The organism is Amycolatopsis alkalitolerans (genome assembly GCF_006152065.1).
GTDB lineage: Bacteria > Actinomycetota > Actinomycetes > Mycobacteriales > Pseudonocardiaceae > Amycolatopsis_E > Amycolatopsis_E alkalitolerans.
In genome coordinates this window covers 18874-43578 of record NZ_VDFW01000040.1, presented here as the reverse complement: position 1 = coordinate 43578, position 24705 = coordinate 18874, and the positions used below count along the sequence as shown (strand labels likewise).

The 24705-nt window shown below is 71.3% G+C and carries 25 protein-coding genes; 10 read left to right on the top strand and 15 right to left on the bottom strand.

What is annotated here, in order from left to right; genetic code table 11:
• Window positions 1–43 precede the first annotated feature (43 nt).
• The gene (locus tag FG385_RS30205) at window positions 44–1438 is read left to right on the top strand and encodes an MFS transporter (RefSeq protein WP_235022879.1); all 1395 of its coding nucleotides are present in this window, start codon (window positions 44–46) and stop codon (window positions 1436–1438) included.
• A gap of 10 nt (window positions 1439–1448) precedes the next feature.
• Here the strand turns inward: FG385_RS30205 and FG385_RS30200 are convergent, their stop codons facing one another.
• From FG385_RS30200 to FG385_RS30190, 3 genes are all read right to left on the bottom strand, one after another.
• Window positions 1449–2120 (bottom strand): TIGR03089 family protein, encoded by a 672-nt coding sequence (locus FG385_RS30200; RefSeq protein ID WP_139100207.1) that lies wholly within the window; start codon window positions 2118–2120, stop codon window positions 1449–1451.
• A 56-nt stretch (window positions 2121–2176) separates the two neighbouring features.
• A complete protein-coding gene (locus FG385_RS30195; RefSeq protein WP_407645570.1) occupies window positions 2177–3397 on the bottom strand; it encodes an LCP family protein in 1221 nt (406 codons plus the stop codon).
• Window positions 3398–3483: 86 nt separating this feature from the next.
• Window positions 3484–4779: an LCP family protein gene (locus tag FG385_RS30190; protein WP_139100206.1), complete on the bottom strand. Its 1296-nt coding sequence runs from the start codon at window positions 4777–4779 to the stop codon at window positions 3484–3486.
• A gap of 117 nt (window positions 4780–4896) precedes the next feature.
• Between FG385_RS30190 and rfbB the strand changes: the two genes are divergently transcribed.
• Window positions 4897–5889: a dTDP-glucose 4,6-dehydratase gene (gene rfbB / locus FG385_RS30185; RefSeq protein ID WP_139100205.1), complete on the top strand. Its 993-nt coding sequence runs from the start codon at window positions 4897–4899 to the stop codon at window positions 5887–5889.
• Window positions 5890–5896: 7 nt separating this feature from the next.
• Window positions 5897–6787, top strand: a complete 891-nt coding sequence (gene rfbD, locus FG385_RS30180; RefSeq protein WP_139100204.1) for a dTDP-4-dehydrorhamnose reductase — start codon at window positions 5897–5899, stop codon at window positions 6785–6787.
• On the opposite strand, the gene FG385_RS30175 is transcribed toward rfbD, so the two are convergent.
• Genes FG385_RS30175 through FG385_RS30165 form a run of 3 tightly spaced genes read right to left on the bottom strand, consistent with a single transcriptional unit; the run spans window position 6763 to window position 11330 of the window.
• A complete protein-coding gene (locus FG385_RS30175; protein WP_139100203.1) occupies window positions 6763–7848 on the bottom strand; it encodes a glycosyltransferase family 4 protein in 1086 nt (361 codons plus the stop codon). The two genes, rfbD and FG385_RS30175, sit on opposite strands and share 25 nt — an antisense overlap.
• On the bottom strand, window positions 7841–10345 hold the full coding sequence (locus FG385_RS30170; protein WP_139100202.1) for a glycosyltransferase: 2505 nt from the start codon (window positions 10343–10345) through the stop codon (window positions 7841–7843). Before FG385_RS30170 ends, FG385_RS30175 begins: the two co-directional genes overlap by 8 nt.
• A gap of 37 nt (window positions 10346–10382) precedes the next feature.
• The gene (locus FG385_RS30165) at window positions 10383–11330 is read right to left on the bottom strand and encodes a glycosyltransferase family 2 protein (protein ID WP_139100201.1); all 948 of its coding nucleotides are present in this window, start codon (window positions 11328–11330) and stop codon (window positions 10383–10385) included.
• On the opposite strand from FG385_RS30165, the gene FG385_RS30160 reads away from it, so the two are divergent.
• Window positions 11311–12330, top strand: a complete 1020-nt coding sequence (locus tag FG385_RS30160) for a glycosyltransferase family 4 protein (RefSeq protein ID WP_139100200.1) — start codon at window positions 11311–11313, stop codon at window positions 12328–12330. The genes FG385_RS30165 and FG385_RS30160 overlap by 20 nt on opposite strands.
• Window positions 12331–12372: 42 nt before the next feature.
• Window positions 12373–13521, top strand: coding sequence for a glycosyltransferase family 4 protein (locus tag FG385_RS30155; protein ID WP_139100199.1), 1149 nt, complete (start codon window positions 12373–12375; stop codon window positions 13519–13521).
• A 67-nt stretch (window positions 13522–13588) separates the two neighbouring features.
• On the opposite strand, the gene FG385_RS30150 is transcribed toward FG385_RS30155, so the two are convergent.
• Window positions 13589–14131: a DUF3800 domain-containing protein gene (locus FG385_RS30150; RefSeq protein WP_139100198.1), complete on the bottom strand. Its 543-nt coding sequence runs from the start codon at window positions 14129–14131 to the stop codon at window positions 13589–13591.
• A 192-nt stretch (window positions 14132–14323) separates the two neighbouring features.
• Between FG385_RS30150 and FG385_RS30145 the strand changes: the two genes are divergently transcribed.
• Window positions 14324–15193 carry a glycosyltransferase family 2 protein gene (locus tag FG385_RS30145; protein WP_139100197.1) on the top strand — a complete coding sequence of 290 codons (870 nt, stop codon included), beginning with the start codon at window positions 14324–14326 and terminating at the stop codon, window positions 15191–15193.
• A gap of 2 nt (window positions 15194–15195) precedes the next feature.
• Here the strand turns inward: FG385_RS30145 and FG385_RS30140 are convergent, their stop codons facing one another.
• Window positions 15196–15543 (bottom strand): hypothetical protein, encoded by a 348-nt coding sequence (locus tag FG385_RS30140; RefSeq protein ID WP_200834731.1) that lies wholly within the window; start codon window positions 15541–15543, stop codon window positions 15196–15198.
• Between the two features lie 141 nt (window positions 15544–15684).
• On the opposite strand from FG385_RS30140, the gene manB reads away from it, so the two are divergent.
• Complete coding sequence (manB, locus tag FG385_RS30135) at window positions 15685–16764, top strand: mannose-1-phosphate guanylyltransferase (RefSeq protein WP_139100196.1); 1080 nt, start codon at window positions 15685–15687, stop codon at window positions 16762–16764.
• On the top strand, window positions 16764–17660 hold the full coding sequence (locus tag FG385_RS30130; protein ID WP_139100195.1) for a DNA-3-methyladenine glycosylase family protein: 897 nt from the start codon (window positions 16764–16766) through the stop codon (window positions 17658–17660). Before manB ends, FG385_RS30130 begins: the two co-directional genes overlap by 1 nt.
• Here the strand turns inward: FG385_RS30130 and FG385_RS30125 are convergent.
• The 5 genes from FG385_RS30125 to FG385_RS30105 are packed head-to-tail and all read right to left on the bottom strand — an operon-like array spanning window position 17653 to window position 21583.
• Window positions 17653–18012 carry a GntR family transcriptional regulator gene (locus FG385_RS30125; protein WP_139100194.1) on the bottom strand — a complete coding sequence of 120 codons (360 nt, stop codon included), beginning with the start codon at window positions 18010–18012 and terminating at the stop codon, window positions 17653–17655. The two genes, FG385_RS30130 and FG385_RS30125, sit on opposite strands and share 8 nt — an antisense overlap.
• Window positions 18009–18536, bottom strand: a complete 528-nt coding sequence (locus tag FG385_RS30120; RefSeq protein ID WP_139100193.1) for an NUDIX hydrolase — start codon at window positions 18534–18536, stop codon at window positions 18009–18011. Before FG385_RS30120 ends, FG385_RS30125 begins: the two co-directional genes overlap by 4 nt.
• Window positions 18533–19927, bottom strand: coding sequence for a coenzyme F420-0:L-glutamate ligase (locus FG385_RS30115; protein WP_139100192.1), 1395 nt, complete (start codon window positions 19925–19927; stop codon window positions 18533–18535). The genes FG385_RS30120 and FG385_RS30115 overlap by 4 nt, the downstream gene beginning before the upstream one ends.
• On the bottom strand, window positions 19863–20858 hold the full coding sequence (gene cofD, locus FG385_RS30110; RefSeq protein ID WP_139100191.1) for a 2-phospho-L-lactate transferase: 996 nt from the start codon (window positions 20856–20858) through the stop codon (window positions 19863–19865). Before cofD ends, FG385_RS30115 begins: the two co-directional genes overlap by 65 nt.
• Window positions 20855–21583: a GNAT family N-acetyltransferase gene (locus FG385_RS30105; protein ID WP_139100219.1), complete on the bottom strand. Its 729-nt coding sequence runs from the start codon at window positions 21581–21583 to the stop codon at window positions 20855–20857. The genes cofD and FG385_RS30105 overlap by 4 nt, the downstream gene beginning before the upstream one ends.
• A 108-nt stretch (window positions 21584–21691) precedes the next feature.
• Between FG385_RS30105 and fdxA the strand changes: the two genes are divergently transcribed.
• Both fdxA and dapC read left to right on the top strand, forming a co-directional pair.
• Entirely contained in the window at window positions 21692–22012 is a 321-nt protein-coding gene (fdxA, locus tag FG385_RS30100; RefSeq protein WP_139100190.1) for a ferredoxin, read from the top strand.
• Window positions 22009–23094 carry a succinyldiaminopimelate transaminase gene (gene dapC / locus FG385_RS30095; RefSeq protein WP_139100189.1) on the top strand — a complete coding sequence of 362 codons (1086 nt, stop codon included), beginning with the start codon at window positions 22009–22011 and terminating at the stop codon, window positions 23092–23094. Before fdxA ends, dapC begins: the two co-directional genes overlap by 4 nt.
• 69 nt (window positions 23095–23163) lie before the next feature.
• Here the strand turns inward: dapC and dapD are convergent, their stop codons facing one another.
• Complete coding sequence (dapD, locus tag FG385_RS30090; RefSeq protein ID WP_139100188.1) at window positions 23164–24144, bottom strand: 2,3,4,5-tetrahydropyridine-2,6-dicarboxylate N-succinyltransferase; 981 nt, start codon at window positions 24142–24144, stop codon at window positions 23164–23166.
• Window positions 24145–24220: 76 nt separating this feature from the next.
• Entirely contained in the window at window positions 24221–24634 is a 414-nt protein-coding gene (locus tag FG385_RS30085) for a hypothetical protein (protein WP_235022877.1), read from the bottom strand.
• Between the last annotated feature and the right edge of the window lie 71 nt (window positions 24635–24705).

Genomic DNA, 24705 nt, shown 5'->3' with positions numbered 1-24705 from the left:
CAACCCACCGGTTTAGTAGTTAGTAACTGGTAACTTGTCACGCGTGGCTGAACCGATGAGCACCCGCGACGGACTCTCCACCCGGCCGGCCGGACGGCTGAGCGCCGCGCTGGTGTGCACGGCGCTGTCGGGAGCGGTGATCGGCAGCGTCGGAGCGCCCCTCATCACCCCGGTCGCCACGGGCATGCACGTGTCCCTGGACGCCGCGCAGTGGACCTTGACGGTGACGCTGTTCAGCGGCGCGATCGCGGGCCCGGTCCTGGGCAGGCTCGGCAGTGGCCCGTACCGCCGTGTCACGATCTTGGCCACCCTGGCCCTGGTCATGGCGGGTGGGCTGCTGACGGTACTTCCGCTTCCGTTCGCGGCGTTGTTGATCGGACGCGGCTTGCAGGGGCTCGCGGTCGCGGTCGGCGCGCTGCTGATGAGTGTCGCCCGCACGCACCTGCCACTCGAGCGCTCGGCATCGACGATCGCCGCGTTATCGGTCGCGACGACAGTCGGCATCGGCGTCGGCTACCCGGCGATCAGCCTTCTCGACCAACTCGCAGGCCTACGCGCCGCATACGGGTTCGGCCTCCTCCTGTCCGCGGCCGCGCTGGTCATCGCCTGGCGGACACTGCCCATCGAGGCGGCTGGGAAGCTGCCCCGGATCGACGTCACCGGCGCCCTGCTCCTCGCGCTCGGCACCCTCGGGTTCCTCGTGGTCATCGCCGACCCCTCGATCTGGGTGACGGCGTGGCTGGCCGGTGGCCTCCTGGCCGGCTCCGCCCTGGTCCTGGCCCTGTGGGCGTTCATCGAACTGCGCACCACAACGCCATTGGTGGACCTGCGGCTGCTCGGTCAAGGGCATGTCCTGCGCGCGAACCTGGCGGTACTCGTGGCCGGGACAGGTTTGTACCTGCTGTTCAGCCTGTTCACCCGCTACGTGCAGACCCCCGCCGTCGCCCACTACGGATTCGCACTCCCGGGTGTCGCCGCGGGTGCGGCGCTGATCCCGTTCTCTCTGCTCGGATTCGTCGCAGGAAAAGCGGTGCCGCGTCTCATCGCGCGCATCACCGAACCCTGGACATACGCGCTCTCGATCGTGATCGCCGTCGCCAGCGCACTGCTGTTCGCCGCCGCCAGCCAGTCGCTCACCGCCGTCCTCGCCGCGATCGCCCTACTCGGCTTCGGCGTCGGAGGCGTCTTCGCGGTGATGCCCAGGCTCGTCCTCGTCGGGGTGCCCCATAGAGAAACAGCCAGCGTGCTCTCGATCAACCAGATCGCCCGCAGCATCGGAATGAGCATCGGCAGCGCACTCGCCGGATTCCTGCTCGCCGCCACCACCCCGGACGGCGCCATGCTCCCCACCCAGAACGGCTACCTCACCACGGCACTGTGGGCGCTACCCCCACTGGCCGCCAGCGCACTCATCATCGCCACGAACCGATCATCCTGACCCGCGACGCCTAAAGATCGGCCGTCGTGCGTTCGGCCCGCCGGTGATCGGCCAGTTTCGCCGGGTCCGGGTTCGACACCTGCACCAGGTGCGCCCCGGCGGCAAGCGGCGAGACGAATCCGTGCAACACCCCGTCCGGCACGGTCCATTCCACTGTGGACAGCACACGTGCGCCGGGCTCGACGGTGTCGACGCGGGCGAGCACCTCGTCCACTGTGGACCCCGCGAGCGCGGGCGTGTCGCCGGAGATCGGCGTCAGGGGGGAGAAGTCGTCGCCGGCCGACCGCGCCTCGGCGAGGTAGTCGAGCGCCCCGTCCGGAGGTGGTGAGGCGAGACCCCGACCCATCGGGTCGAGCGCGACCACCGCCGTGACACCGGACACGAGCGAGCCGGGCCCGACGAAGGTGACCCGTGCGTCGTCGGCCTGCGAGACGACTTGCGCCCCGCACCACCATGCGCCGAGCAGCACCCCCGCGGTCTGCCAGTGCGCGGGCAACCGCACGGCCACCGCATCGCCCGGCTCCACGTCGAACTCCTCGACCAGCCAGTTCGCGGTCTTGGCCGCCCAGTTCGTCACCGTCGCGACCGACAGTTCGACCCGGGTGCCCGCCGCGTCGTCGTAGTGCGTGATCAGCGGGCGCGACGGCGACAGGCCGCGGAGGAGGTGCTCAGTCAGGCTCACGAAGCCCAAACTAGTTCAGCGGACTCGGGTGAGCTTGGCTCGGGGTGCCCGGGGCGCTAGTTCACGCACGGCACGCCGTCGATGCTGGCCTGCAGGTAGTACGCCGCCGGAGCGACACCGCCGGCCGCCGCGCCGCCGCCGCCCGTGCGCCCGGCCAGGCCGGCGATGAACTGCTGCACCGCCTTCGGGTCCACTTCGACGATGCTCTGCCCGTCGGGGCTGCGCCCGTTGATCGTGATCACCGGGATCGTCTCGAAGCTCACGTCGCCGGACGCGAGCCCCTTCGCCTTGTCCGCGAACTGCAGCAGGTCGAAACCGGGATCGAGGACAAGCGACCTGCGCAGCGCGTCGGTCAGCTGGCTGAGCTTGCCCGGGTTCGTCAGCACCCCGGCGGAGAGCACCTTGTGCAGCGCGGAGCCCAGGAACGTCTGCTGCCGCACGATCCGGTCGAGGTCACCGCGGGGCAGGTTCTTCCGCTGGCGCACGAAGGAAAGTGCCTCCCCGCCGGTGACGGTGTGCAGGCCCGCGCTGAAGTCGGCGCCGGAGTCCTTGTCCTGGGTCGCGTGGCTGAGGCACACCTGGACCCCGCCGAGTGCCTCGGTGATCAGGTAGAACCCGAACAGGTTCACCTCGGCGTAGTGGTCGATGCGCACCTGCGTGAGATTCTGAATGGTCTGGACCAGTGCCCTGCGGCCCGCGTCGTCCGAGTCCCGCTCGACCGCCGCCTGGTCGCGCATCCCCGACGCGCGCAGTCTGGCCGCGTCGGCCGCCTTCGCGACGCCGAACACGGAGTTGATCTTCGCCTGGCCGCCGCCGGGCACGTCGACATAGGTGTCGCGCGGGATGGAGATGGCGGTCGGCTTCCCGCCGTTCTTCGGCACCCGGAGGATGATCAAGGTGTCGGTGTTGATCCCCGTGGTCTGCTCGGTGCGCAGCGTCTTCAGCACCGACAGCGGCAGCGGGTTGCCCTGCATGTCGGTCCGCGAGTCGACGCCGACCAGCAGGATGTCCTCCGCGCCGTCGTCGGCAGGCGGCGCCTTGACATCGGGCGTGTCCGGTTCGGCGAGCACGTCCGACGTGTGCAGGTCGCCCTGCGCCTGGTGATACGTCAGGTAGGCGTAGCCGGTGGCCACGAGCGCGATCACCGACAGCAGGCCGAGCACCGTCATGCCCACTGTGCGCGGGACCGAACGCCTGCGCGGCGGCGGTCCGGCGGGCGCCGTGCGTGGGTAAGGCGTCGGCTTCGGCCGCTCCGTCGCCTCGTCGTCCTGGTCCAAACCGGTGTCTCCCCCTGCTCCCTGTTCCGTGACAGGTTACTAATCCGACCGAAAGTAGGCGGACACGGCACAGTAAGGCACCGCGTTCAGTTGACGCAGGCGAGTTCACCACCGGTGATGGGCGGCGCGGCGCTCGTCGTGGACGCCGGCGGCGTGCTGGTGGAGGTACTCGTCCGTTTGGCCGAACTCGGTGGCGCGGATGTCGGACTCGGCGTGCTGGGCGCCGAGTTCGGCGTCGCGGAGCCGCGATCGCCGGTGAACCCGCCGACGAAGTCGTGCACCTGCGCCGGGTCGACGCGCAGCACGTCGGCGCCGCCGATCGTGGCGGCACCGGCCACCGGGATGGTGTGGAACTCGACATTGCCACTGTTGAGCCCGCGCATCTGGGCGGCGAACTGCACCAGGTCCCAGTTGTTCGAGAGCACCACGGACTTCTTCACGGCGTTGATCACGTTCCCGGCCTTCGCCGGGTTCGCCAGCACGTCGCGTGAAAGCACCTTCCGGGCGATCCCGGACAGGAAGGCCTGCTGGCGGGCGATGCGGTCCAGGTCGCCGTTCGGCAGGTCGTAGCGCTGCCGGACGAACGCGAGCGCCTGTGCGCCCTCGATCGTCTGGTGGCCCCCCGGCAGGTCGACCCCGGACTTTGGCTCGTGCACCGGCCCCTTCAGGCACACCTCGATCCCGCCGAGCGCCTTCGTGACCTCGTAGAAGCTCGCGAGGTTCACCTCGGCATACCGGTCGATCATGCCGGGCTTGCCCATGAGGTTCTCGAGCGTCGCGATGAGGTTGCGACGGCCGGCGACGTCGGCCTGCCGGTCGGCCTCCCGCACGTCCGTGCCATCGCTCAGCAGCTGCTGGAACCTGTCGTTGTAGGCGTAGACGAAGGCGCTGTTGAGCTTGTGCTTGCCGTACCCGCCGGCGAGTTGCACCCACGAATCACGCGGGAACGAGATGGCGACCGCGCGCCGGCCGTTCTGCGGGATGTGCACGAGGATCATCGTGTCGGTGTTCTTCGGGCCGTCGGCCTTCCCGGCGTGCAGCATGTCCAGCACCTCGCGGGGCAGCGGGTTGCCCTGCGCGTCGGTGCGGCTGTCCATCCCGACCAGCAGGATGTCGACCGCTCCGTCGAGCGGGACCGCGTGCAACTGGTTGTCGTCGAACACCTGGCTGGTGGCGAGGCCCTCGTTCGGGTCACCGATGAACTGCCAGGCGTACCACGTCGCGGCGAGGACGGCGACCGAGAAGAGGCTGACGATCGCCTTGCCGCCCCGCAGCGCGAACACGCCGAACCAGGGTTTGCGCCGCCGCGGTGCGGGGATAGGAGGCGGCGGCCAGGCGGGTTCTTCTGGAGTGTCCTGGCGGGTGCTCACCCCGTCGGTCACGCTTGCTCCTCCCGGCCCAGTGTGAATGGTTCCAGATTACTGTTCCCTCTGTAGGGACGTTTCCGGGCTGCGTTACGTTGCCCCGGTCGGGTAGGCCGAGTGTGCTGGAGGGCGACCATGCGGGTGCTGGTGACCGGGGGAGCGGGTTTCATCGGATCGCATTACGTGCGGCAGGCGATGTTGGGCGCGTATCCGGCGCTGGCCGGCGCCGAGATCGTGGTGCTCGACAAGCTGACGTACGCGGGGAACCGGGCCAACCTCGCGCCGGTCGAGGACGGCGAGCGTTTCCGTTTCGTGCAAGGGGATATCTGCGACGGTGCGCTCGTGGCGGAGGTGATGAGCGGGGTCGATCTGGTGGTGCATTTCGCCGCCGAGTCGCATGTGGACCGCTCGATTGTCGGCTCGGCGGACTTCGTGCTGACCAACGTGCTCGGCACGCAGACGCTGTTGCAGGCCGCGCTGGGCGCGGGGGTCGGCAAGTTCGTGCACGTGTCCACCGACGAGGTGTACGGCACGATCGCCGAGGGCTCGTGGCGCGAGGACCACGTGCTGGAGCCGAATTCCCCCTACTCGGCCTCGAAAGCGTCTTCGGATCTCCTGGCCCGCGCGTTCCATCGCACGCACGGGTTGCCGGTGTGCGTGACCCGGTGCTCGAACAACTACGGGCCGTACCAGTTCCCGGAGAAGGTCATCCCCCTGTTCGTGACGAACCTGCTCGACGGGGCGAAGGTCCCGCTCTACGGTGACGGGCTGAACGTCCGTGACTGGCTGCATGTGGACGATCACTGCCGCGGGATCCAGCTGGTGGCCGACGGCGGCAGGCCTGGCGAGATCTACAACATCGGCGGCGGCACTGAGCTGGCCAACCGCGAGCTGACCGAGCGGCTGCTCGCGGCGCTCGGCGCGGACTGGGACCGGGTCGAGCAGGTGCCGGACCGGCTCGGCCACGACCGGCGGTATTCGGTGGACATCACGAAGATCAGCACCGAGCTGGGGTACCGGGCAGAGGTTCCGTTCGAGCAGGGTTTGGCCGACACTGTGCGGTGGTACCGCGAGCATCGTTCGTGGTGGGAACCGCTCAAGAACAGGGCCGCGCTGATAGGGAAGTGATTCGCAGATGCTGAGTGTGCTGGTGCCCGGCGGGACGGGCCAGCTCGGCCGCGATCTCGCCGCGCTTTCGTCCCCGTCCCTGGAGATCGTCGCGCCCGGGTCGGCGGAGCTGGATCTGACCAGCACGGGCGCGGTCGTGGCCGCCGTCGTCGAGCTCGCCGAACGCGCGCGTGCCGCGGGGCACCAGCCACTGGTCGTCAATGCCGCCGCGTACACAGCCGTCGACGCCGCCGAGACCGACGAGCGGCGCGCGTTCGCGGTCAATGTGGACGGTCCCCGCGTGCTCGCCGCGGCATGCTCCTCACGGCGTGTGCCGCTCGTGCACGTATCGACCGACTACGTGTTCCCCGGTGACGCGGACCGGCCATACGAGCCCGAAGACCCCGTGGGCCCGCGCACCGCGTACGGCCGCACGAAGGCGGCGGGGGAGGACGCGGTACTCGGCTCGGGTGCTCAGTCGTGGATCGTGCGCACCTCGTGGGTGTACGGGGCGACCGGGGCGAACTTCGTGAAGACCATGGTGCGCCTGGAGGGCGAGCGCGAGACGGTGTCCGTTGTGGATGACCAGCACGGATCGCCGACCTGGTCGGCAGATCTCGCCGCGGGCCTGATCGAGCTCGGCGAGTCCATTGTGGAGACCGGTGGGCCCGCCCGGCGTGTGCTGCACTGCACGGGCGGCGGTGAGACGACCTGGTTCGGGTTCGCCAGGGCGATCTTCGAGGAGCTGGGGGCGGATCCGGCACGCGTCAGCCCCTGTACCACGGAGGAGTTCCCGCGCCCTGCGCCGCGGCCCGCCTATTCGGTGCTGTCGAACAAGTCCTGGGCGGACTCCGGGTTGACGCCGCTGCGCCCGTGGCGCGAGGCGCTCGCGGCCTACTTCGCGGCGGCGCGCCGGTAGGCGGCGACGGTCGCGTCGGCGCACCGGCGCCAGGTGAAGCCGGCGGCGTGCGCGCGGCGTTCGACGGACATCGATGCGACGCGGGGCTCGGTGACGGCCTGCCCCAGCGCCTCGGTGAGCGCTTCGACGTCGTGGTAGGGCACGAGACGTGTGTAGCCGCCCGAGATTTCCCGCAGCGCCGGGATATCCGTGCACACCACAGGTACGTCGCAAGCCAGCGCCTCGAGCACGGGCAGCCCGAAGCCCTCGTCGCGAGAAGGCAGGACGAGCGCCGACGCGCCCGCGACCACGTTCCGCAGGTCCACTTCGGACAGATAGCCGGTGTGCTGGGCCCGCCCGGAAACCCACGCTGGGCCGGGGCCGGCGAGCACCACGGGCGGCAGCGACGGGTCGGCCGCATGCGCCTTCAGCAGCCAGTCGAGTCCCTTGCGCGGGCCGGCCGCGCCCACGAACAGCAGGTATTCGGACGGTAGTCGGAGCCTGGCGCGCATCTCGTCGCTCGGCGGCCGACCGGTGAACCACGCCGCGTCGACCCCGAGTGGCGTGACTTCGACCTTCTCGCGCGGCACGCTCAGCCGCTCCGCGACCGCGTCGGCGACCGCGGCGGTCGGCGTGCAGATGACCCTCGCCTGCGCCGCGCCCTGGCGCACCAGTTCGGGCAGTTCCCGGTCGCTGGGCGGCAGCTCCTCGGGCGCGTCGAGGAACGCGAGGTCGTGGATGGTGAGTACACCGGCCGCACGCAACGCCCTGGGCAGTACGAAATTGGTGCCGTGCACCACGTCCGTGAGCCCCGCGAACAGTTCGACCGGCGGAAACGAGGAGCGCAGCCAGGCCTTGCGCAGCAGCCGGGCGGCGACCGGGGTGCCGCGCGCGCGGGCGCCGTGCGGCAGCACGTGCCGCAGGCGGCGCCAGCCGCGCAGGGTGAACGCGACGATCCGAGTGTCCACATCGGACCGTGACGCCAGCTCCTCGGCCAGCGAAGCGGTGTAGCGGCCGATGCCCGTCCGGTCACCCAGCAAGGGAGTTCCGTCGAGCAGGACTCTCAGTGGTCGGTCAGGCACGGCCGCGCGCCACTTTCTTCAACCGGCCGGCCACGCGGCGGGCAAGCTCCTTCGGGCCGCCGTCGGCGAGGTACTCCCGCACCAGCGCCAGGTCTCGCCGGACGAGTTCCGTACCCCGCAAGGGATCCGTGACCACGAGATCACCCGCGCCGGGCAGCCGGTCGGCGGCCGGGCGCGGATCCCGGCAGTACCGGACGAGTGGGGCGAGGGCCTCCGGCCAGGCGTATCGCTGCGCCACCTTCGCGATGCGTTCCTTGCATCCGGCGGCGAACTCCTCGTCGTACATCGCGCGTTCGAGCGCGTCCGCAAGGGCTTGCTCGTCCTCGGCCGGGACCACCACGCCCAGCCGCTCCTCACGAACCAGGTCGGCGAACGCGTCGCCGTCGGTGGTGACGATCGGCAGCCCCGCCCACAGGTAGTCGAGCACGCGGGTGCGGAACGCGAACGTGGTCTCGACGTGCTCGAAATGCGTGGTGACCCCGCAGTCCGCGTCGAGCAGCCAGTTCTGCCGCTCGCCGTAGGGCACCCAGTGCTCGTTGAAGAACACGTGCTTCCCGGTGAGGCCGAGCCGGTCGGCCAGCCGCACGGTCCGCGCGCCGATGTCCATTTCGGCGACCTCGGGGTTCGGATGCTTCATCCCGAGGAACACCAGGCGGGCGTCCGGCTGCCGCTTACGCAGCCGGTCGATCGCGCCGACCAGGGTGAGCGGGTCGAACCAGCTGTACACCCCGCCGGCCCACAGCACGACGTGGTCGGTCTCGGCGATACCGTCGAGGGTCGCGCGCAGGCCGGGGGCGGTGCGCACGGGCGGCTCGGCCGGAAGTCCGAACGGGACGACCGAAAGCAGTGACTGCGTGGTCGGATCGGCGTCGTAGAGCCGGGGCGTGAGCCGGCCGAGCGCGGCGAGGTGGCCGAGCCAGAAATGCCGCTGCCGCTCGGAGGCGCACAGGAAGAAGTCGCCGCGTTCGAGCTGCGCGTCCAGTACCTTCGTGATCCCGACGAGATCCGCCGCGCGCTGGTCGTCCGGCGCGCTCTTGCCCTGTTCGAGCAGCTCCAGGTGCATCGGGTCGTAGAGGTCGCAGACGACGAGCTTGTGCGATTCCTTCAGCGCCGGCGCCATTTCCAGCACATGACCCTGCAGGACCACGATGTCGGCCCACTCGATCGGCTCGGTCAGGTCGCGCTTGCGGGCGGCGCTGACCGGGAACGGTGCGGGCGGGGGAGTGGCCAGCGGATTGACCGTGACCAGCCGGACGTCGTGTTCCGGCGCGAGGATCGAGGCGATGTTCCAGGCGCGGATCGCGGGCCCGGCCATCCGGTCGGTGATCGCGTCGCCGGTGATGACGAGGACCTTGCGCCGCTGCCCGAAAACACTTTCGACACCGAACGCCTCGACCAGGATCTCGTGCGCGGCGAGGTAGCGAGGTAACGGGTACGCGGGTTCCAACGCCTTGCGCAGCAGGGGAATCAGATCGCCGTCGGTGCGCACCCTGGCGGCCTGCTCGGCTTCGCGGGACTCGGCGAGCGAAGGCAGGAGCTCGACGAACTGGTCCACCGCGAGTACGCCGGCAAGCGTGGTGCGCGGGATCTCGACCGGCGCCGTGTCGATCGGGCCGACGCCGCGACCCAGGTCGAGCTGGGTCGCGTCCAGTTCGCCGCGCGCGGTGGCGCGCCGGATCGTGAGCGCGAGCGCCGCGGGCAGGACCCGCGCGAGGGCCTGGTCGGAGACGTTCTTGTACAGCGCGGCGAGCGCGTTGCGTTCCAGCAGGAACGTCTCGCGGCCCGTCTCCGGAGCGTCCACTTCGGACATCGTGCCGTGGTGGCGGTGGTAGGCGAGCGAGCCGGGCACGTACCGCACGCGCCAGCCGCGCAGGTTCAGCCGCCAGCCGAGGTCGACGTCCTCGTAGAACATGAAGAACCGCTCGTCGAATCCGCCGAGCTCGGCGAACACGCTCGCCCGGACGAACATCGCGGAGCCGGTCGCGAAGAGCACGTCCTTGGCGACCTCGTGCTCGGCGGCGGGCAGCTCGGCCAGCGGGCCGCCCGCGTGCCGCTTGTAGCCCATGCCGAACCAGGTCAGGCCCGCGTCGACGAAATCGGCGCCGGTGCCGTCCCAGTCGACGACCTTGCTCGCCACGGCGGCGACCGTCGGGTCCGCGGCCAGCGCTTCGACCGCCGCGCGCGCCCACCGCGCGTCCGGGCGGGCGTCGTTGTTGAGGAACGCGAGCACGCTGCCCTCGGCCTGCTGGGCGCCGAGATTGCAGCCGCCGGCGAAACCGAGGTTCTCGGGCGCTTCGATCAGGCGCACGTCCGGCGCCGCCGCCTTGATGCGCACGGCATCGTCGCCGCCGGAGGCGTTGTCGACGCAGATGACCTCGAGCCGCGGGTAGTCGAGGTCCCGCGCGAGCGCGCGCAGGCACGTGATCGTGTCCTCGGCGCCGCGGTAGTTCACCACGATCACCGAGACCAGCGGTAAAGGTGTCGCCCCCTGGGTCACCGCGCGCCCTCCAGCTCGACTTGATGCTGGGGAGAGACTAGCGAGGTGTCCAGTTTCGCCAGACCTGCCCTCGTCCGATGGTGGCGAACCGGCCGATCCGGCGGCGGGCACGGAGGGTGGCGGGCAGCCTGAGCAGCACTTCGGCGAGCACCCGAGCACGCAGGGACAGGCGGAAGTTCCCGGCGCGCGGTGGGTTACGGCGCAGCGGGAGGGCGGCCGTGATCGCGGCGAACCGCGCCAGTTCGCGGGCGGCGACGGCGGCGGGCGCGCACCGCAGGAGCATGAGCAGCCGGTTGCGTTCGTTCCACCGGTGAAACCGCGGTGAACCCGGTTGAGTGCTCACTCCGTGACGGTGGGTCACACGCGCCGCGGGGACGGCGAGAATTTCGTGCCCGGCAAGGCGCAGCCGCCACGCCGTGTCGGTGTCCTCGTAGTAGCAGAAGAAGCTCGCCGGGACGCCCCCGACGGCACGCAGGATGCCGGTGCGCACAAGCGCGGCGCCCCCGCAGAAGCCGAACACGGGTTCGCCGAGCGCGTCCGCGCCGTAACCGTCCGCGGTGAGCCGGACGCCGACAGACTGCGGCGCGCCGTCCGGCCGATCGAGCCGGGCGCTCGCGGCGGCCGCGGTGCCGAGCGCGTCCTCCAGCGTGCCGAGCCACGCCGGATCCGGTACGGCGTCGTCGTTGAGCCAGGCCATCAGCGGGGTGTCCACAAGCGACAGCGCCGCCGCCATCGCGCCCGCGTAGCCGGCGTTGCGGGGCAGGCGGACGACCTGCGGCTTCGACGGGTGCTCGGCGAGCAGCCGTGCCGTGCCGTCGTCGGACGCGTTGTCCACCACCAGGGTCCGATGTGGACGATCCTGGGCAGCCAGCGCGTCGAGGCAGGCGGTGATGTGCCCGGCGCCGCGCCATGTCACGACCACCACCGTCGAGCTCACCTCGGTCACGGCGAGCACAATACGGCTCGTGCCGGAACTCGTGGTCATCGCCGAGCAGCTGCTGGCGCCGGTCCCCGGCGGGACGGGCCGCTACACCGCCGAACTGCTGCGCGCGCTGGCCGCCACCGCCCCGCCCGGCTGGGAGGTCACCGGCGTCGTGGCCCGCCATGACGTGGGGGTCGAGGGCGTCCGGATGCTGCCGCTGTCGCCCCGGGCGCTGGTCGGCGCGTGGCAGCTGGGGCTGCGGTACTGGCCGGGCGGCGATGCCGTCCACGCCACGACACCCCTCGCGCCGCCGCGCGGGCGGGTCTCGGTGACCGTGCACGACACCGTGCCGTGGACCCATCCCGAGACGCTGACCCCGCGCGGCGTCGCCTGGCACCGGGCGATGATCCGGCGGGCGGCGCGGCGGGCACGCGGGCTGGTCGTGCCGACGCGGGCGGTCGCCGAGGACCTCCGCCGATGGGTGCCGGTGCGGGTGCCGGTGCACGTGGCCGGGCACGGCGTCGCGCCCGCGCTGGCGACCGGCGTTGACGTTCCCGACCTGCCAGGACGTTACGTACTCGCGGTCGGCACACTCGAACCGCGCAAGGGCGTCGACGTGCTCCTCGACGCGATGGCGGAGCTGGATGTGCCTTTGGTTCTGGTCGGCCAGCCGGGCTGGGGCGGGGTCTCGGTGCGGCGCGACGGCGTCGACGTCCGGGTGCTGGGCCGGTTGCCGGACGCCGAGTTGGCGACTGTGCTGCGGCAGGCCGGCGTGCTCGCGGCGCCGAGCCTCGCCGAGGGGTTCGGCCTGCCCGTGCTGGAAGCGCTGGCCGCCGGGGTGCCCGTCGTGCACTCGGACGCGCCTGCCCTCGTCGAAGTCGCCGGGGGCGCGGGCGTCTGCGTCCCGCGCGGGGACGCGAAGGCGCTGGCGGCGGCCCTGCGGGAGGTGCTCTCCTCGCCGCGGCCCGAGTTGGTCGCGGCGGGCCGGGCACGGGCCGCGGAATTCTCGTGGGAGCGGGCGGCGGAGGCGGTCTGGGCGATTCACGAACGGCCGAGATTGTGAGTTCCTGACCAAACGGACTTCGAACGGTCGTACTCTGCACGGGTGGGAAGAGGCGAACCGAGCGTCCTGATCGATGCCACCGCCGTGCCCGCGGACCGGGGTGGAGTAGGTCGCTATGTCGATTCCCTCGCGCAGGCGCTGGACGCCGACGGGGCCCCGGTCAGCGTGGTGTGCCAGCCGCGGGACGCGGAGCTGTACGCGAGGCTCGCCCCCCGGTCGCGCATCGTGCCGGCGGGCCCGTCCACGGTCACCAGGACGGCGCGGCTCGCGTGGGAGCAGACCACGCTGCCGATGCTCGCGCGACGGCTGAACATCCAAGTCGTGCACTCTCCGCACTACACGATGCCGCTCGCCAGCCCGGCCGCTTCGGTGGTCACCCTGCACGACGCGACGTTCTTCACCGATGCCGTGCTGCACTCGTCGGTGAAGGCCCGGTTCTTTCGCGGTTGGACGACCGCGGCGCTGCGGCGAGCGACGATGTGCATCGTGCCGAGCCGCGCGACGGCGAACGAGCTGATGCGCGTGACGCGGGCGCGGCCGCGGGCGCTGGAGATCATCGAACACGGCGTGGACGTGGAGCGGTTCCACCCGCCCTCGGCCACCGAGATCGAGGCGGCGCGCGCGGCGATCGGCCTGGAGACCACGCCGTACGTCGCGTTCCTCGGCGCGCTCGAGCCGCGGAAGAACGTGCCGGCCCTGATCCGCGGTTTCGCGAAGGCGGTCGAGCACAGGCCGGACCCGCCCGCGCTCGTGCTCGCGGGCCAGCCGGGCTGGGACACGCAGGTCGAGAAGGCCCTGGAGGCGGCGCCGCTGCGGCTGCGGGTGATCCGGGCCGGGTACCTGCCGTTCGAGACGCTGGCCGGGTTCCTTGGCGGGGCGGAGCTGGTGGCGTACCCGAGCCTCGGGGAGGGGTTCGGCCTGCCCGTGCTGGAGGCCATGGCCTGCGGTGCGTGCGTCCTGACCACGCGGCGGCTGTCCTTGCCGGAGGTCGGTGGTGACGCGGTGGCGTACTGCGGCGTCGGCGCGGGCGACGTGGCGGCGGCCCTCTCGGAACTCCTGGACGACCCGGCGCGATGTGCGGACCTGGCCGAAGCAGCCGTGCGGCGGGCGAAGGAGTTCTCCTGGGCCATGAGCGCTGAACGGCACCGTGAGGTGTACGGAAAGGCATGGCAGGCCCACCGGCGGGAGTGATAGGCTTGGTGATGCGAGGCCCCCTTAGGGCCGAGAAGTGAGCCCGTGACGCGTCCGGACGGTCGTCTCACGGGCTTTGCGCTGTCTGGACCTTGATCACCTTGGACACGATCGGCATGACTCGGCGGCGCCAGTCACCGCCCGCGCCATAACACCAGGCCACGGCATCGGGGATCCACAGCAGCGGGGCGGATGTCGAATTCAGGTGCGTGTGTGTCAGGTCGGTTTTCTGGCCGAGCGCCCGGTAGATCGTCGCCCTGTCGTGCTTGTCGCGATGATCGCGGCTGTCCAGCACCATTCGGTGCGCATCCAGCTCGACGAGGTCGTGCACCACCTGTTCGAGGCACCTTTGACGGTCCTGTTCCTCGGTCTTCGGCGTGCGACCGGTTTCGTAGATGAACGTCGCGAGTGGCAGTTCCGCGATCCGGTCGGCGAGCAATCGCCTCCGAGGTGGTTTCTCCGTCTTGAAATGCAGCTCTCGCTGGCCGGGCAGCAGCAATCCCGACAACCGCTTTCGCGCAGGTGCGAGTGCGGCCGGGTCGATGATCGCGACGCAGATGAAGTAGCGGCGGTCCCGTCCGGACTCGTCGATGAACGCGTCTACTGGCACCCGGACATCGTGGCGTGCGGGTGCGACAACTTTGCGCGCGGTCGCGGGGTGACGCGGAGTGGTAACGCGTCAGAATGGCGTGGTCGGCTGTGAGCCCGTGACGCGTCCGGACGGTCGTCTCACGGGCTTTGCACTGTCTGCCCTCCGGCGCAGGGCGCACCCCCGCGCGACACCGTGTGCGAACCCGGCACAATGACCCGGGTGACCGAGCCGACACGTTATGGCGACGGGCTCGCCGTCGTCGTGGTGACCTACTTCCCGGGCGACGACCTGGCCCGGTTCCTCGACACGCTCGAGAAGGCGACGACACGCGACGTCCGGGTCGTGCTCGCGGACAACGACTCCACCGACGACGCCCTCGACCGGGCCGCGGAGCGGGAGTACGTGCACCTGCTGCGCATCGGCGAGAACCTCGGCTACGGCGGCGGCGCGAACCGGGGCGTGGCCGAGCTCGACGAGAGCTACGGCTGGGTCGTCATCGTCAACCCCGACCTCGAATGGGAGCCCGGCTCACTCGACGTGCTCCTCGAAGCCGCCGGGCGCTGGCCGCGCGGGGGCGCGTTCGGGCCGCTCATCCGCGAGACCGACGGCACCGTCTACCCCTCGGCCCGCCTGCTGCCCTCGCTCGGTCGCGGTATCGGGCACGCCGTGTTCGGCAAGGTCTGGCCCGCCAACCCGTGGACCCGCGCCTACCGCCAGGAACGCACCCCCGTCGAACGCGTCTCCGGCTGGCTTTCCGGCTCCTGCCAGTTGCTGCGCCGCGAGGCCTTCGATTCGGTCGACGGGTTCGACTCGCGCTACTTCATGTACTTCGAGGACGTCGATCTCGGCGACCGCATCGGCCGCGCCGGCTGGCAGAACGTGTACGTGCCTTCGGCGGCGGTAACGCATATCGGCGGCAAGGCGACATCCCGGGCACCGAAGAAGATGCTGGCCGCGCACCACGAAAGCGCGTACCGCTACCTCGCCGACCGTCACCGCGGCCCGGCCTGGAAACCGGTGCTCGCCGCGATCAAGCTCGGCCTTGCGCTGCGGCTCAAGCTCGAGACCCGCGGCCGGTAACGTCAGAGACCTTCGAGACGGCGGGAAAGGTCGGAGCGGCCAGTGACCTTGGTGGTAGTCGGGATGAGGCCCTCGACCTCTTCCTCCTGCGGCTCCCTGGCGACCGGCGGCATAACCCTCGTGCCCGGCTTCTCGGCGAGGCTGCCCTGCACCGAGTCGATCACGGACGAAGGCACGACAGCGGTGGTATCCGGATCCTCGTCGCGATCGATCCTGTCCACGACCGAACGCGGGATCTGCTGCGTGTTCGCTGCGTCCATCGGCGAGACCGCGTCCTCGGGCGTCACCACGAAGGCGCCGCGCGCCCGTGCCCGGGCCAGCAACGCGTCCGCTCGCTCGCGGGGGTCCATCCCCTCGGCCTCCCGACTCGACCTGAGGCCCTCTCCGACCAGGGCCGCCCGTGTGCTGTCTAGGGTAGGCCCTCGGGGGCCCCGCCGTCAGCAAATCGCGCGGCTTGTCGCCCGGCAGGTGCCCACCAACGGGAGGAAGTTGTGACGCCAACACGAGACGTGGACGCCGTGGTGCTCGTGGGTGGCAGGGGCACCCGCCTGCGCCCGCTCACGTTGTCCGCGCCCAAGCCCATGCTGCCGACCGCGGGCGTGCCGTTCCTGACACACCTGCTGTCCCGGATCCGGGCCGCGGGCATCACGCACGTCGTGCTCGGCACTTCTTACCGCGCCGAGGTCTTCGAGGAGTTCTTCGGTGACGGGGCTTCGCTCGGCCTCGAAATGGAATACGTGGTCGAGGACGAACCGCTGGACACCGGCGGCGCGATCCGCAACGTCTACGACCGCCTTCGCGCCGAGCACGCGGTGATCTTCAACGGCGACATCCTGTCCGGGGCCGACCTCGGCGCGCTCATCCGAGCGCACTGCGAAGCCTCCGCCGACGTCACCCTGCATCTGCAGCGCGTGGCCGACCCGAGCCGTTTCGGTTCGGTGCCCACGGACGAAAACGGCCGGGTGACGGCCTTCCTCGAGAAGACGCCGAACCCGCCGACGGATCAGATCAACGCCGGCTGCTACGTCTTCCGCCGGTCAGTGGTCGAGTCCATTCCCGCGGGCCGCCGCGTGTCGGTCGAGCGCGAGACGTTCCCCGGCCTGCTCGCCGCCGGGGCACACGTGCACGGGTTCGTCGACGCGTCGTACTGGCTGGACGTCGGCACTCCCGAGGCGTTCGTGCGCGGTTCGGCCGACCTCGTCCGTGGGGTGGCCCCGACCTCGGCCCTGCCGGGGCCCGTGGGCGAGTCGCTCGTGCTCGACGGCGCGAAGGTCGACGATGGCGCGGTTGTGGGTGGCGGTTCGACCATTGGTGCCGGGGCCGCGATCACCGCGGGTGCACAGGTCATGGGCTCGGTGGTGTTCGATCGGGTGACGGTGGCCGAGGACGCGGTGGTCGAGGATTCCGTGCTGGGTGCGGGCGCGCACGTGGGCAAGGGCGCCGTCCTGCGGGGTGTGGTGCTCGGCGACGGGGCGACCGTCGGCGCCGGGTGCGAACTGTTGCACGGCGTCCGGGTGTGGCCCGAGATGGTGCTCCCCGACTCCTCGATCCGGTTCTCGAGCGACTGCTAGTGCGCTACCGCCCACCGTTCACTGTGGACCTCGGCGCCGTGCTCGCCCCGCTGCGCCGGGGCAAGGGCGACCCCTGTTTCCGGGCCGAGGAGTCCGGGGTCACCTGGCTGACCGGCAACACGGCGGCCGGACCGGGCACGCTGGCGTTGCGCCGCTTCGCCGACGCCGAGGTCGAGGCACAGGCCTGGGGGCCGGGCGCGGACGGGCTGCTCGAAGGCCTGCCCGCGCTGCTCGGCGCGGACGATGACGACAGCGAATTCGTCGCGCACCACGATCCGGTCGCCCGCGCCCGCCGTGCGATGCCGGGGCTGCGGCTCGGCTCGACCGGCCGGGTGTTCGACGTGCTGATCCCCGCGGTGCTGGAGCAGAAGGTCACCGGCTACGAGGCCCGGCGGTCGTGGCGCGAGCTGTGCCGGTGGTACGGACAACCCGCGCCCGGCCCGGCGCCCGCGGGCATGCGGGTGCCGCCGACCCCGCGCGCGATCATGTCCATCGTGGACTGGAAATGGCACCGGGCCGGGGTGGACCTGTCCCGCCGGCGGGCGCTGATCTTCGCCGCCCAGGTCGCGCACCGGCTGGAGCGTGCGGCCGGGCTGCGGGGTGCCGAAGGCCGCGCGCTGCTGCGGAAGGTGCCGGGCATCGGGGTGTGGACCGCGGCGGAGGTCGCGCAGCGTGCCTGGGGCGACCCGGACGCGGTCAGCTTCGGTGACTTCCACATCCCGGCGATCGTCGGCTATGCCCTGCTCGGCGAACCGCTCGACGACGACGGGTTGGCGGACGTGCTGGCGCCGTACTCCCCGCAACGCCACCGCGCGGTCCGCTACCTCGAGGCCGCCGGGCACACGCGGCCGCGGTTCGGGCCGCGGTTCGCGATACGCGACTACCGGGCTATGTGAGTTCGAGCGCGGCTCGGGCGATGGCCAGCGCTTCTCCGGGCGAGATTCCCAGCGCCCGGCAGGTCGTGGCGTAGGTGGAGGCCGCGTCGCGGGCCAGGCGCCGGGACTCGTCGCCCGATGAGGACACGAAACTGCCCGCTCGCCCGCGCGTCTCGATCAGACCCGCCTCCTCGAGCTCCCGGTAGGCGCGGGCGATGGTGTTCGGCGCGATCCCCACGTCGGCTGCGAGCCGGCGCACTGTCGGGAGCTTCGTGCCGACCGCCAGCCTGCCGTCGTTGATCTGCTCCGCCAGCGAGGACCGCACCTGCTCGTACGGCGGTACCGGCGAGGCGCCGTCGATTGAGATAGTCATCGGGCCGCCGCGAGCAGTTCGGCCAGATCCTCCGAACCCGCGGGCAGCGCGCCGACCGGCCACCAGCGCAGGTCGTCGGACTCCTCGCTGCGCACCGGTTGCGCGCCGCGCGGCGCCCGCACCGCGAACCGCACGTCGAAATGCCGCGTCGGCAGCCCGAGCGAGCAGGTGATCGGGTGCACGTCCAGGTGCACCGGCTCCGGCTCCAAACGCAGGTCCGCGATCCCGGACTCCTCTTGAGCCTCGCGCAGCGCGGCCCCGGCGAGCGTGGTGTCCGTGGGCTCGCAGTGCCCGCCGAGTTGCAGCCACCGGCCCACTCGCGGGTGCAGGGTCAGCAGCACGTGCTCACTGTCGGCGTCCAGCAACACGGCGGAGGCGGTGATGTGCCCCGCCTCGCACGAGCGCTGGCACGCGTCCTCACGGGCGGCCAGGAAACCGAGGAACGCCTGCCGTAAGGACTCCTGCGCGGGCGTCGCGGGACGCCACTTGTCCAAAGTGGATTTCGTATCGACGTGCAGGGTCACAACTCCACCAACCCGTCACCGGGCGCGGCGGGCACGCGCGGCCCGGCCGGGGACAGCGGATGCCCGATCGCCACCGCGCCCAGCGGCTGCCAGCCCGCGCCAAGGCCGAGTACCTCGCGCGCGACGTCCGCCGCGAAGATCGTCGAACCGATCCAGCAGGACCCGAGTTCCTCCGCGGCCAGCGCGATCAGCAAGCCCTGTACCGCGGCGCCGCCCGCGACGGTGAACATGGTGCGCTCGCAGTCGTTCCGGCGGGCGTCCGGGTACGTGTGCGCGCCCCCCGGCACCAGGAACGGGAGCACGAGTTCGGGTGCGTTGAACAGGATTTCCCCGCGGCTGACCCGTTTCGCGATCTGCTCGTCGGTGAACTCGTCCCCGCTCAGGTCCGCCCGCCACGACTCCCGCATCGCCTCGAGCAGCTTCGTGCGCAGCCCGCGATCACGCAGCCAGACGAACCGCACCGGCTTCGTATGGTGCGGCGCCGGAGCCGTCAGCGCCGCGGTGATCGACCGGCGCAGCACCTCCGGATCCACGGGCTCGTCGGCGAACTCGCGCACCGAGCGGCGGACGAGCACGGCCTCGCGCCGCCCCTGCGCGATCGCTTCCGCGGCCCCGAGGCGGAACAGGTCCTCCTCGACCGGTCGCACCAGCTTGCGTGCGGTCGATCCGTCGTCCACAAGCGACAGTCCACGCACGACGGCGACGGGGATGGCCTTCAGTTTCCCCTTGACCAGGTCCGCCGCCGCGGCCACCTCGTCGGCGACGGCGATCTCGGTGACCTGTAGCTCGTTGCCCTGGGCGTCGACCTCGCCCTCGTAGGAGTGCAGCACCTTCAACCCGGACGAACCGATCGCGGCGTCCGTCTGCCCGACGCGCCACGCGCGGCCCATCGTGTCGGTGATGACCACCGCGACCTCGACGCCGAGCCGTTCCCGCAGGCCGTTGCGCAGCGCGAGCGCGGAAGCGTCGGGATCCGCCGGCAGCAGGGCGATCTCGTCACCGTGCACATTGGACCCGTCCACCCCGGACGCGGCCTGCACGACACCGATGCGGTTCTGCGTGATCAGGGTGCGGCCGAACCGGGCGAGGACCCGCACCGCCTCCTGCTCGACGAGCTTCCGCCGCGCCTCGTCGCGCGCTTCGGGATCCGAGGGCACCCGGATCAGCCGGCCCTCGATCTTCGACACGATCTTGCTGGTGACCACCACGACGTCGCCGGAGCGCAGCCAGCGGGCCGCGTCCGCGATCGCCCCGGTCAGGTCGTCGCCGGGCCGGAACTCCGGCAGGCCCGCGACCGGCAAGATCTCCAGCCGGTCCGAAGAATGCTCAGCCAAGGTCCACTCCGGACAGTTCGAGCGCCGCGCGGGCCATCGCCGCCGTCGCGTCGACATCGGTCATCAGCAGCGGCACGGCCCGCACCGCGACACCGGGCACGTGCACGGTTTCGCCGGAGGCCACCAGCCACCCGTCGAGCAGCCCGTCGCCGGAAGTCTGGCGCGAGCCGTAGTGGCGCCCGACCGCCTCCGCCGAGGTCTCCACGCCGATCGCGGTCAGGCACGCGTCCGCCATTCCCCGCACCGCTTTCCCGCCGATGATCGGCGAGACGCCCACCACCCCGGCGGCCGTCTTGCGCATGGCCTCCCGCACGCCGGGCACGGCCAGCACCGTCCCGACCGAGACCACCGGGTTCGACGGCGCGAACAGCACGGCGTCGGCCTCGTTGATCGCGTCCAGCACGCCCGGCCCCGGCTTCGCCTCGTCGGCGCCCACCGGCACGATCGAATGCGCGGGAAGCCCGGCCCGGTAGCGCACCCACCATTCCTGGAAGTGGATGGCCTTGCGCTGGTCGGGCTGATCCGGATCGTCCACCACGACATGCGTCTCGACCCGGTCGTCGGTCATCGGCAGCAGGCGCACGCCAGGCCGCCACCGGTCGCACAGCGCCTCGGTGACCGCCGAGAGCGGGTAGCCCGCGCGCAGCATCTGGCTGCGGATCAGGTGCGTGGCCACGTCCTTGTCGCCGAGCCCGAACCAGTCCGGCTCGGCGCCGTACGCGGCCAGTTCCTCCTTGACCACCCAGGTTTCGCCCGCGTGGCCCCAGCCTCTTCCGGTGTCGATCCCGCCGCCGAGGGTGTACATGCACGTGTCGAGGTCCGGGCAGATCCGCAGCCCGTGCATCCACACGTCGTCACCGGTGTTCACCAGCGCCGTGATCTCGTGTTCCGAGTCACCGGGGCCGGTCGCGGGCAGGCCGAGCGCGGCCTTCACGCCGAGCAGGAACCGGGCGCCGCCGACCCCGCCGGCTACTACGACAACCTTCACAGCGTCCGATCCTTCCACGCCGGAACCCAGTACCGGTACCGATGGTGCTCGCGGAACCCGAGCGTCTCGTACAGCGAGAGCGCGGGGGTGTTGCCGACCGCGACTTGCAGCACACCCTCGGTCGCGCCGCGTCCGGCCGCCCACGCTCCGGCGGCGGCCATGAGCGCGCGGGCAAGGCCCTGCCGCCGGTGCTCCGGGCGCACGGCCAGGCGCGAGATGTGCAGCAGTTCACCGGCGATCGCGGCCCGGACGGCACCCGCGGTGGTCTTCGCCATGCCGTAGCCGACTTCGCCGGTGGTCAGGACATGGCGTTGCGCGGGCGTCGGCTCGGTCGTCCCGGCCGCGAGCTCCCACCAGTCCGGCGACGGTTCGGGCAGGAACGACACCCCGTCACCACCCGTGCCCAGCGGGCCGACGAGCACCGACACGACGTGCCCGGCCGAGTGCCCGGTGTTCGGCACCCAGCCGGCCGCCTCGATCGCCCGCTCCGTCTCGCTCCCCGAGACGGCCTGCACGACCGGCGGGATGCCGTGAACGTGGGCGAAGTCACATACTCGGTCCAGTGCCCGGGGCACCGGCATCCCTGGGCTGCCGAGCGCCAATGCGCTGTTCGCGCGGCCGGTGAACCCGGAAGCCGCACGTAGCCGCCAGTCGCCGAGGCGCTCTTCGGTCACCGCGCGCCAGGCGCCGGCACAGTGCAGCTCGATGATCTCGCTGGGGTCCATGGTCACCACGCCAATGTATTAAGGGTGCCCTTACCTGGGAATGCCGGGCTACGGACGCGTAATGTCCGAGGCCGTAGCTGGATCTCATTCACACAGCAGGAGTGCGCAGTGACCTACGTGATCGCCGAGCCCTGCGTCGACGTGCTCGACAAGGCGTGCATCGACGAGTGCCCAGTCGACTGCATCTACGAGGGCGACCGGATGCTCTACATCCACCCCGACGAGTGCGTGGACTGCGGCGCGTGCGAGCCGGTGTGCCCGGTGGAAGCCATCTACTACGAGGACGACGTCCCCGACGACTGGGCCGCCTACACCAAGGCGAACGTGGACTTCTTCGACAAGCTCGGGTCGCCCGGCGGGGCGTCCAAGGTCGGCAAGACCAGCGACGACCCGCAGTGGATCAAGGACCTGCCCCCGCAGGGCGAATGATCGCACTGCCCGACTTTCCCTGGGACTCCCTCGCCGGGGCCAAGGCGACCGCGAACGCCCATCCGGGCGGCGTCGTCGACCTGTCCGTCGGTACGCCGGTGGACCCGGTCGCGCCCGCCATCCGTGACGCGTTGGCCTCGGTGTCGGAGATCCCCGGCTATCCCCAGACACACGGCACGCCCGCGTTGCGTGCCGCCGCGGTCGAGGCACTGCGTCGCCGTCACGGCGTGACGGGGCTCGAGCCCGACGCGGTGCTGCCCACCATCGGCTCCAAGGAGCTGGTGGCGTGGCTGCCGAAACTGCTCGGGATCGGTCCCGGTGACACGGTGGTGATCCCGGAGCTGGCGTACCCGACGTACGAGGTCGGCGTGCTGCTCGCCGGGGCGTCCGTGCTCCGTTCGGACAGCCTCTTCGCCCTCGGGCCACAGCGCCCGGCGATGATCTGGCTCAACTCGCCGTCCAACCCGACGGGGCGCGTGCTCGGCCCCGACCACCTGCGCAAGGTCGTCGAATGGGCGCGTGAGCGCGACGTGCTGGTGGCCTCCGACGAGTGTTATCTCACGCTCGGCTGGGAGGGCGAGCCCCTTTCGATCCTGCACCCGTCGGTCAACGATGGCAGCGTGACGGGGCTGCTGGCGCTGCACTCGCTGTCCAAGTCGGCCAACCTGGCCAGCTACCGGGCCGGGTTCGTCACCGGTGACCCGGCGGTCGTCGCGCGGCTGCTGGAGGTGCGCAAGCACGCCGGCATGATCATGCCGCGGCCCGTGCAGGAGGCGATGACCGTCGCGCTGGCCGGCGACGACGTGCTGGGCACGCAGCGCGAGCGCTACCTTCGCCGCCGGACGGTCCTGCAGAAGGCGTTGCAGGGCAACGGCTTCCACATCGACCACTCGGAGGCGGGGCTTTACCTGTGGGCCACCAGGGGTGAGGACGCCTGGCAGACCGTGGACTGGCTCGCCGAGCGCGGCATCCTGGTCGCTCCCGGCACCTTCTACGGGCCGAAGGGCGGCAAGCACGTCCGCGTCGCGCTGACCGCCACGGATGAGCGGGTCGAGGCCGCCGCCGAGCGCCTCGCCCGGTAGGCGCAAGCGCTTCCACGGCGTCTTCTTCGGACAGTTCCGGTAGGACGGTGTGCCATCTCCGGACGAACCTCAGTTCGCGTGCAGAGCCGCGTTGAGTTCGACGGTCGCGCCCGCGCGGGGCACGACCTCGACCGAGCCGGTCGCGGAGTTGCGGCGGAACAGCGCGTTCGAGATGCCCGACAGTTCCCGCGCCTTGACCGAGCGGCCTTCGAGGACGACCTTCGTACCCGCCGTGACGTAGAGGCCGGCCTCGACCACCGAGTCGTCGCCGAGTGAGATACCGACGCCGCCGTTCGCGCCGATGAGGCAGCGCTCGCCCAGCGAGATGACCTCCTTGCCGCCGCCGGAGAGCGTGCCCATGATCGACGCGCCACCGCCGACGTCGGTGCCGTCGCCCACGACGACCCCCGCCGAGATGCGGCCCTCGACCATGGAAGCGCCGAGCGTGCCGGCGTTGAAGTTGACGAAGCCCTCGTGCATGACCGTGGTGCCACCGGCCAGGTGCGCGCCGAGGCGGACCCGGTCGGCGTCGCCGATACGGACGCCGGCGGGCAGGACGTAGTCGACCATGCGCGGGAACTTGTCCACGCTGTAGACCGTGACCGCGCCGCGGGCACGCAGCCGCAGCCGGGTGACCTCGAAGCCCTCCACCTGGCACGGGCCGTGGTTCGTCCACACGACGTTGGCGAGCAGCCCGAAGATGCCGTCGAGGTTCTGGCCGTGCGGCTGGACGAGCCGGTGCGAGAGCAGGTGCAGGCGCAGGTAGACGTCGTGCGCGTCGGCGGGCGCGTCGGCGAGGCTGGCGACACTGGTGCGGACGGCGATCACCTCGACCCCGCGGTCGTCGTCCGGGCCGAGCATCGCCGCGGCGGCCTCGCCGAGCGCTTCGACGGTCTGGTCGTGCGAGAGCCGCTCCGACCCGGTGCTGCCCGGTTCGCACAGCTTGGGGTGCGGGTACCAGGTGTCCAGCACTGTGCCGCCGGTGGTGACGGTCGCCAGCCCGACGCCCTGGGCGCCGGTGGTCTCGGGATTCGGGGTCGCTTCGCTCACCGCCCCACGGTAACCGACCGCCCGTCTGTTGCCTGACACACCAGCTGCGTCGAGTCGCGCTGTGCCGGTCGCGGGTTCAGCCGTTGGCGATCTGGGTATCGATGACCTGCTTGATGTCACGCACGCTGTCCGCGATCGCGCGCAGCGTCGCGGAGCACGGATTTCCCGGGGCCTCGACGGCATCGCACTGCGCTGCACGGTATGCCGCGACATTCTTGTCGAGCGCGTCCGCGAGGGCATTGAGGTTGGGGTGTTTCGCGCTCACCTGCTGTCGCACCATGCCCACGGTCCCGCCGAGTTCGGTCACGTACTTCGCGCAGCCCTTCGGCGCCTGCTGTTCCGGGGCGGTGAAGCACGTGTCGGCCGTGTAAACCCGGAGTTTGGTCGCCAGGGCCGCCGGGTCCGTGGCGACCTCGCCGCCGCCTTTCGGTGTCGGCCCGGCCTCGCTGCCACAGCCGGCAAGCACGAGTGCGAGGGCGAGGACGGCCATGGTCTTTCGCGTGCGCACGCTGCCACCGTACGCGCACGGAATCGCCGGCCCTCACCGAGGCGCGTCGCGCC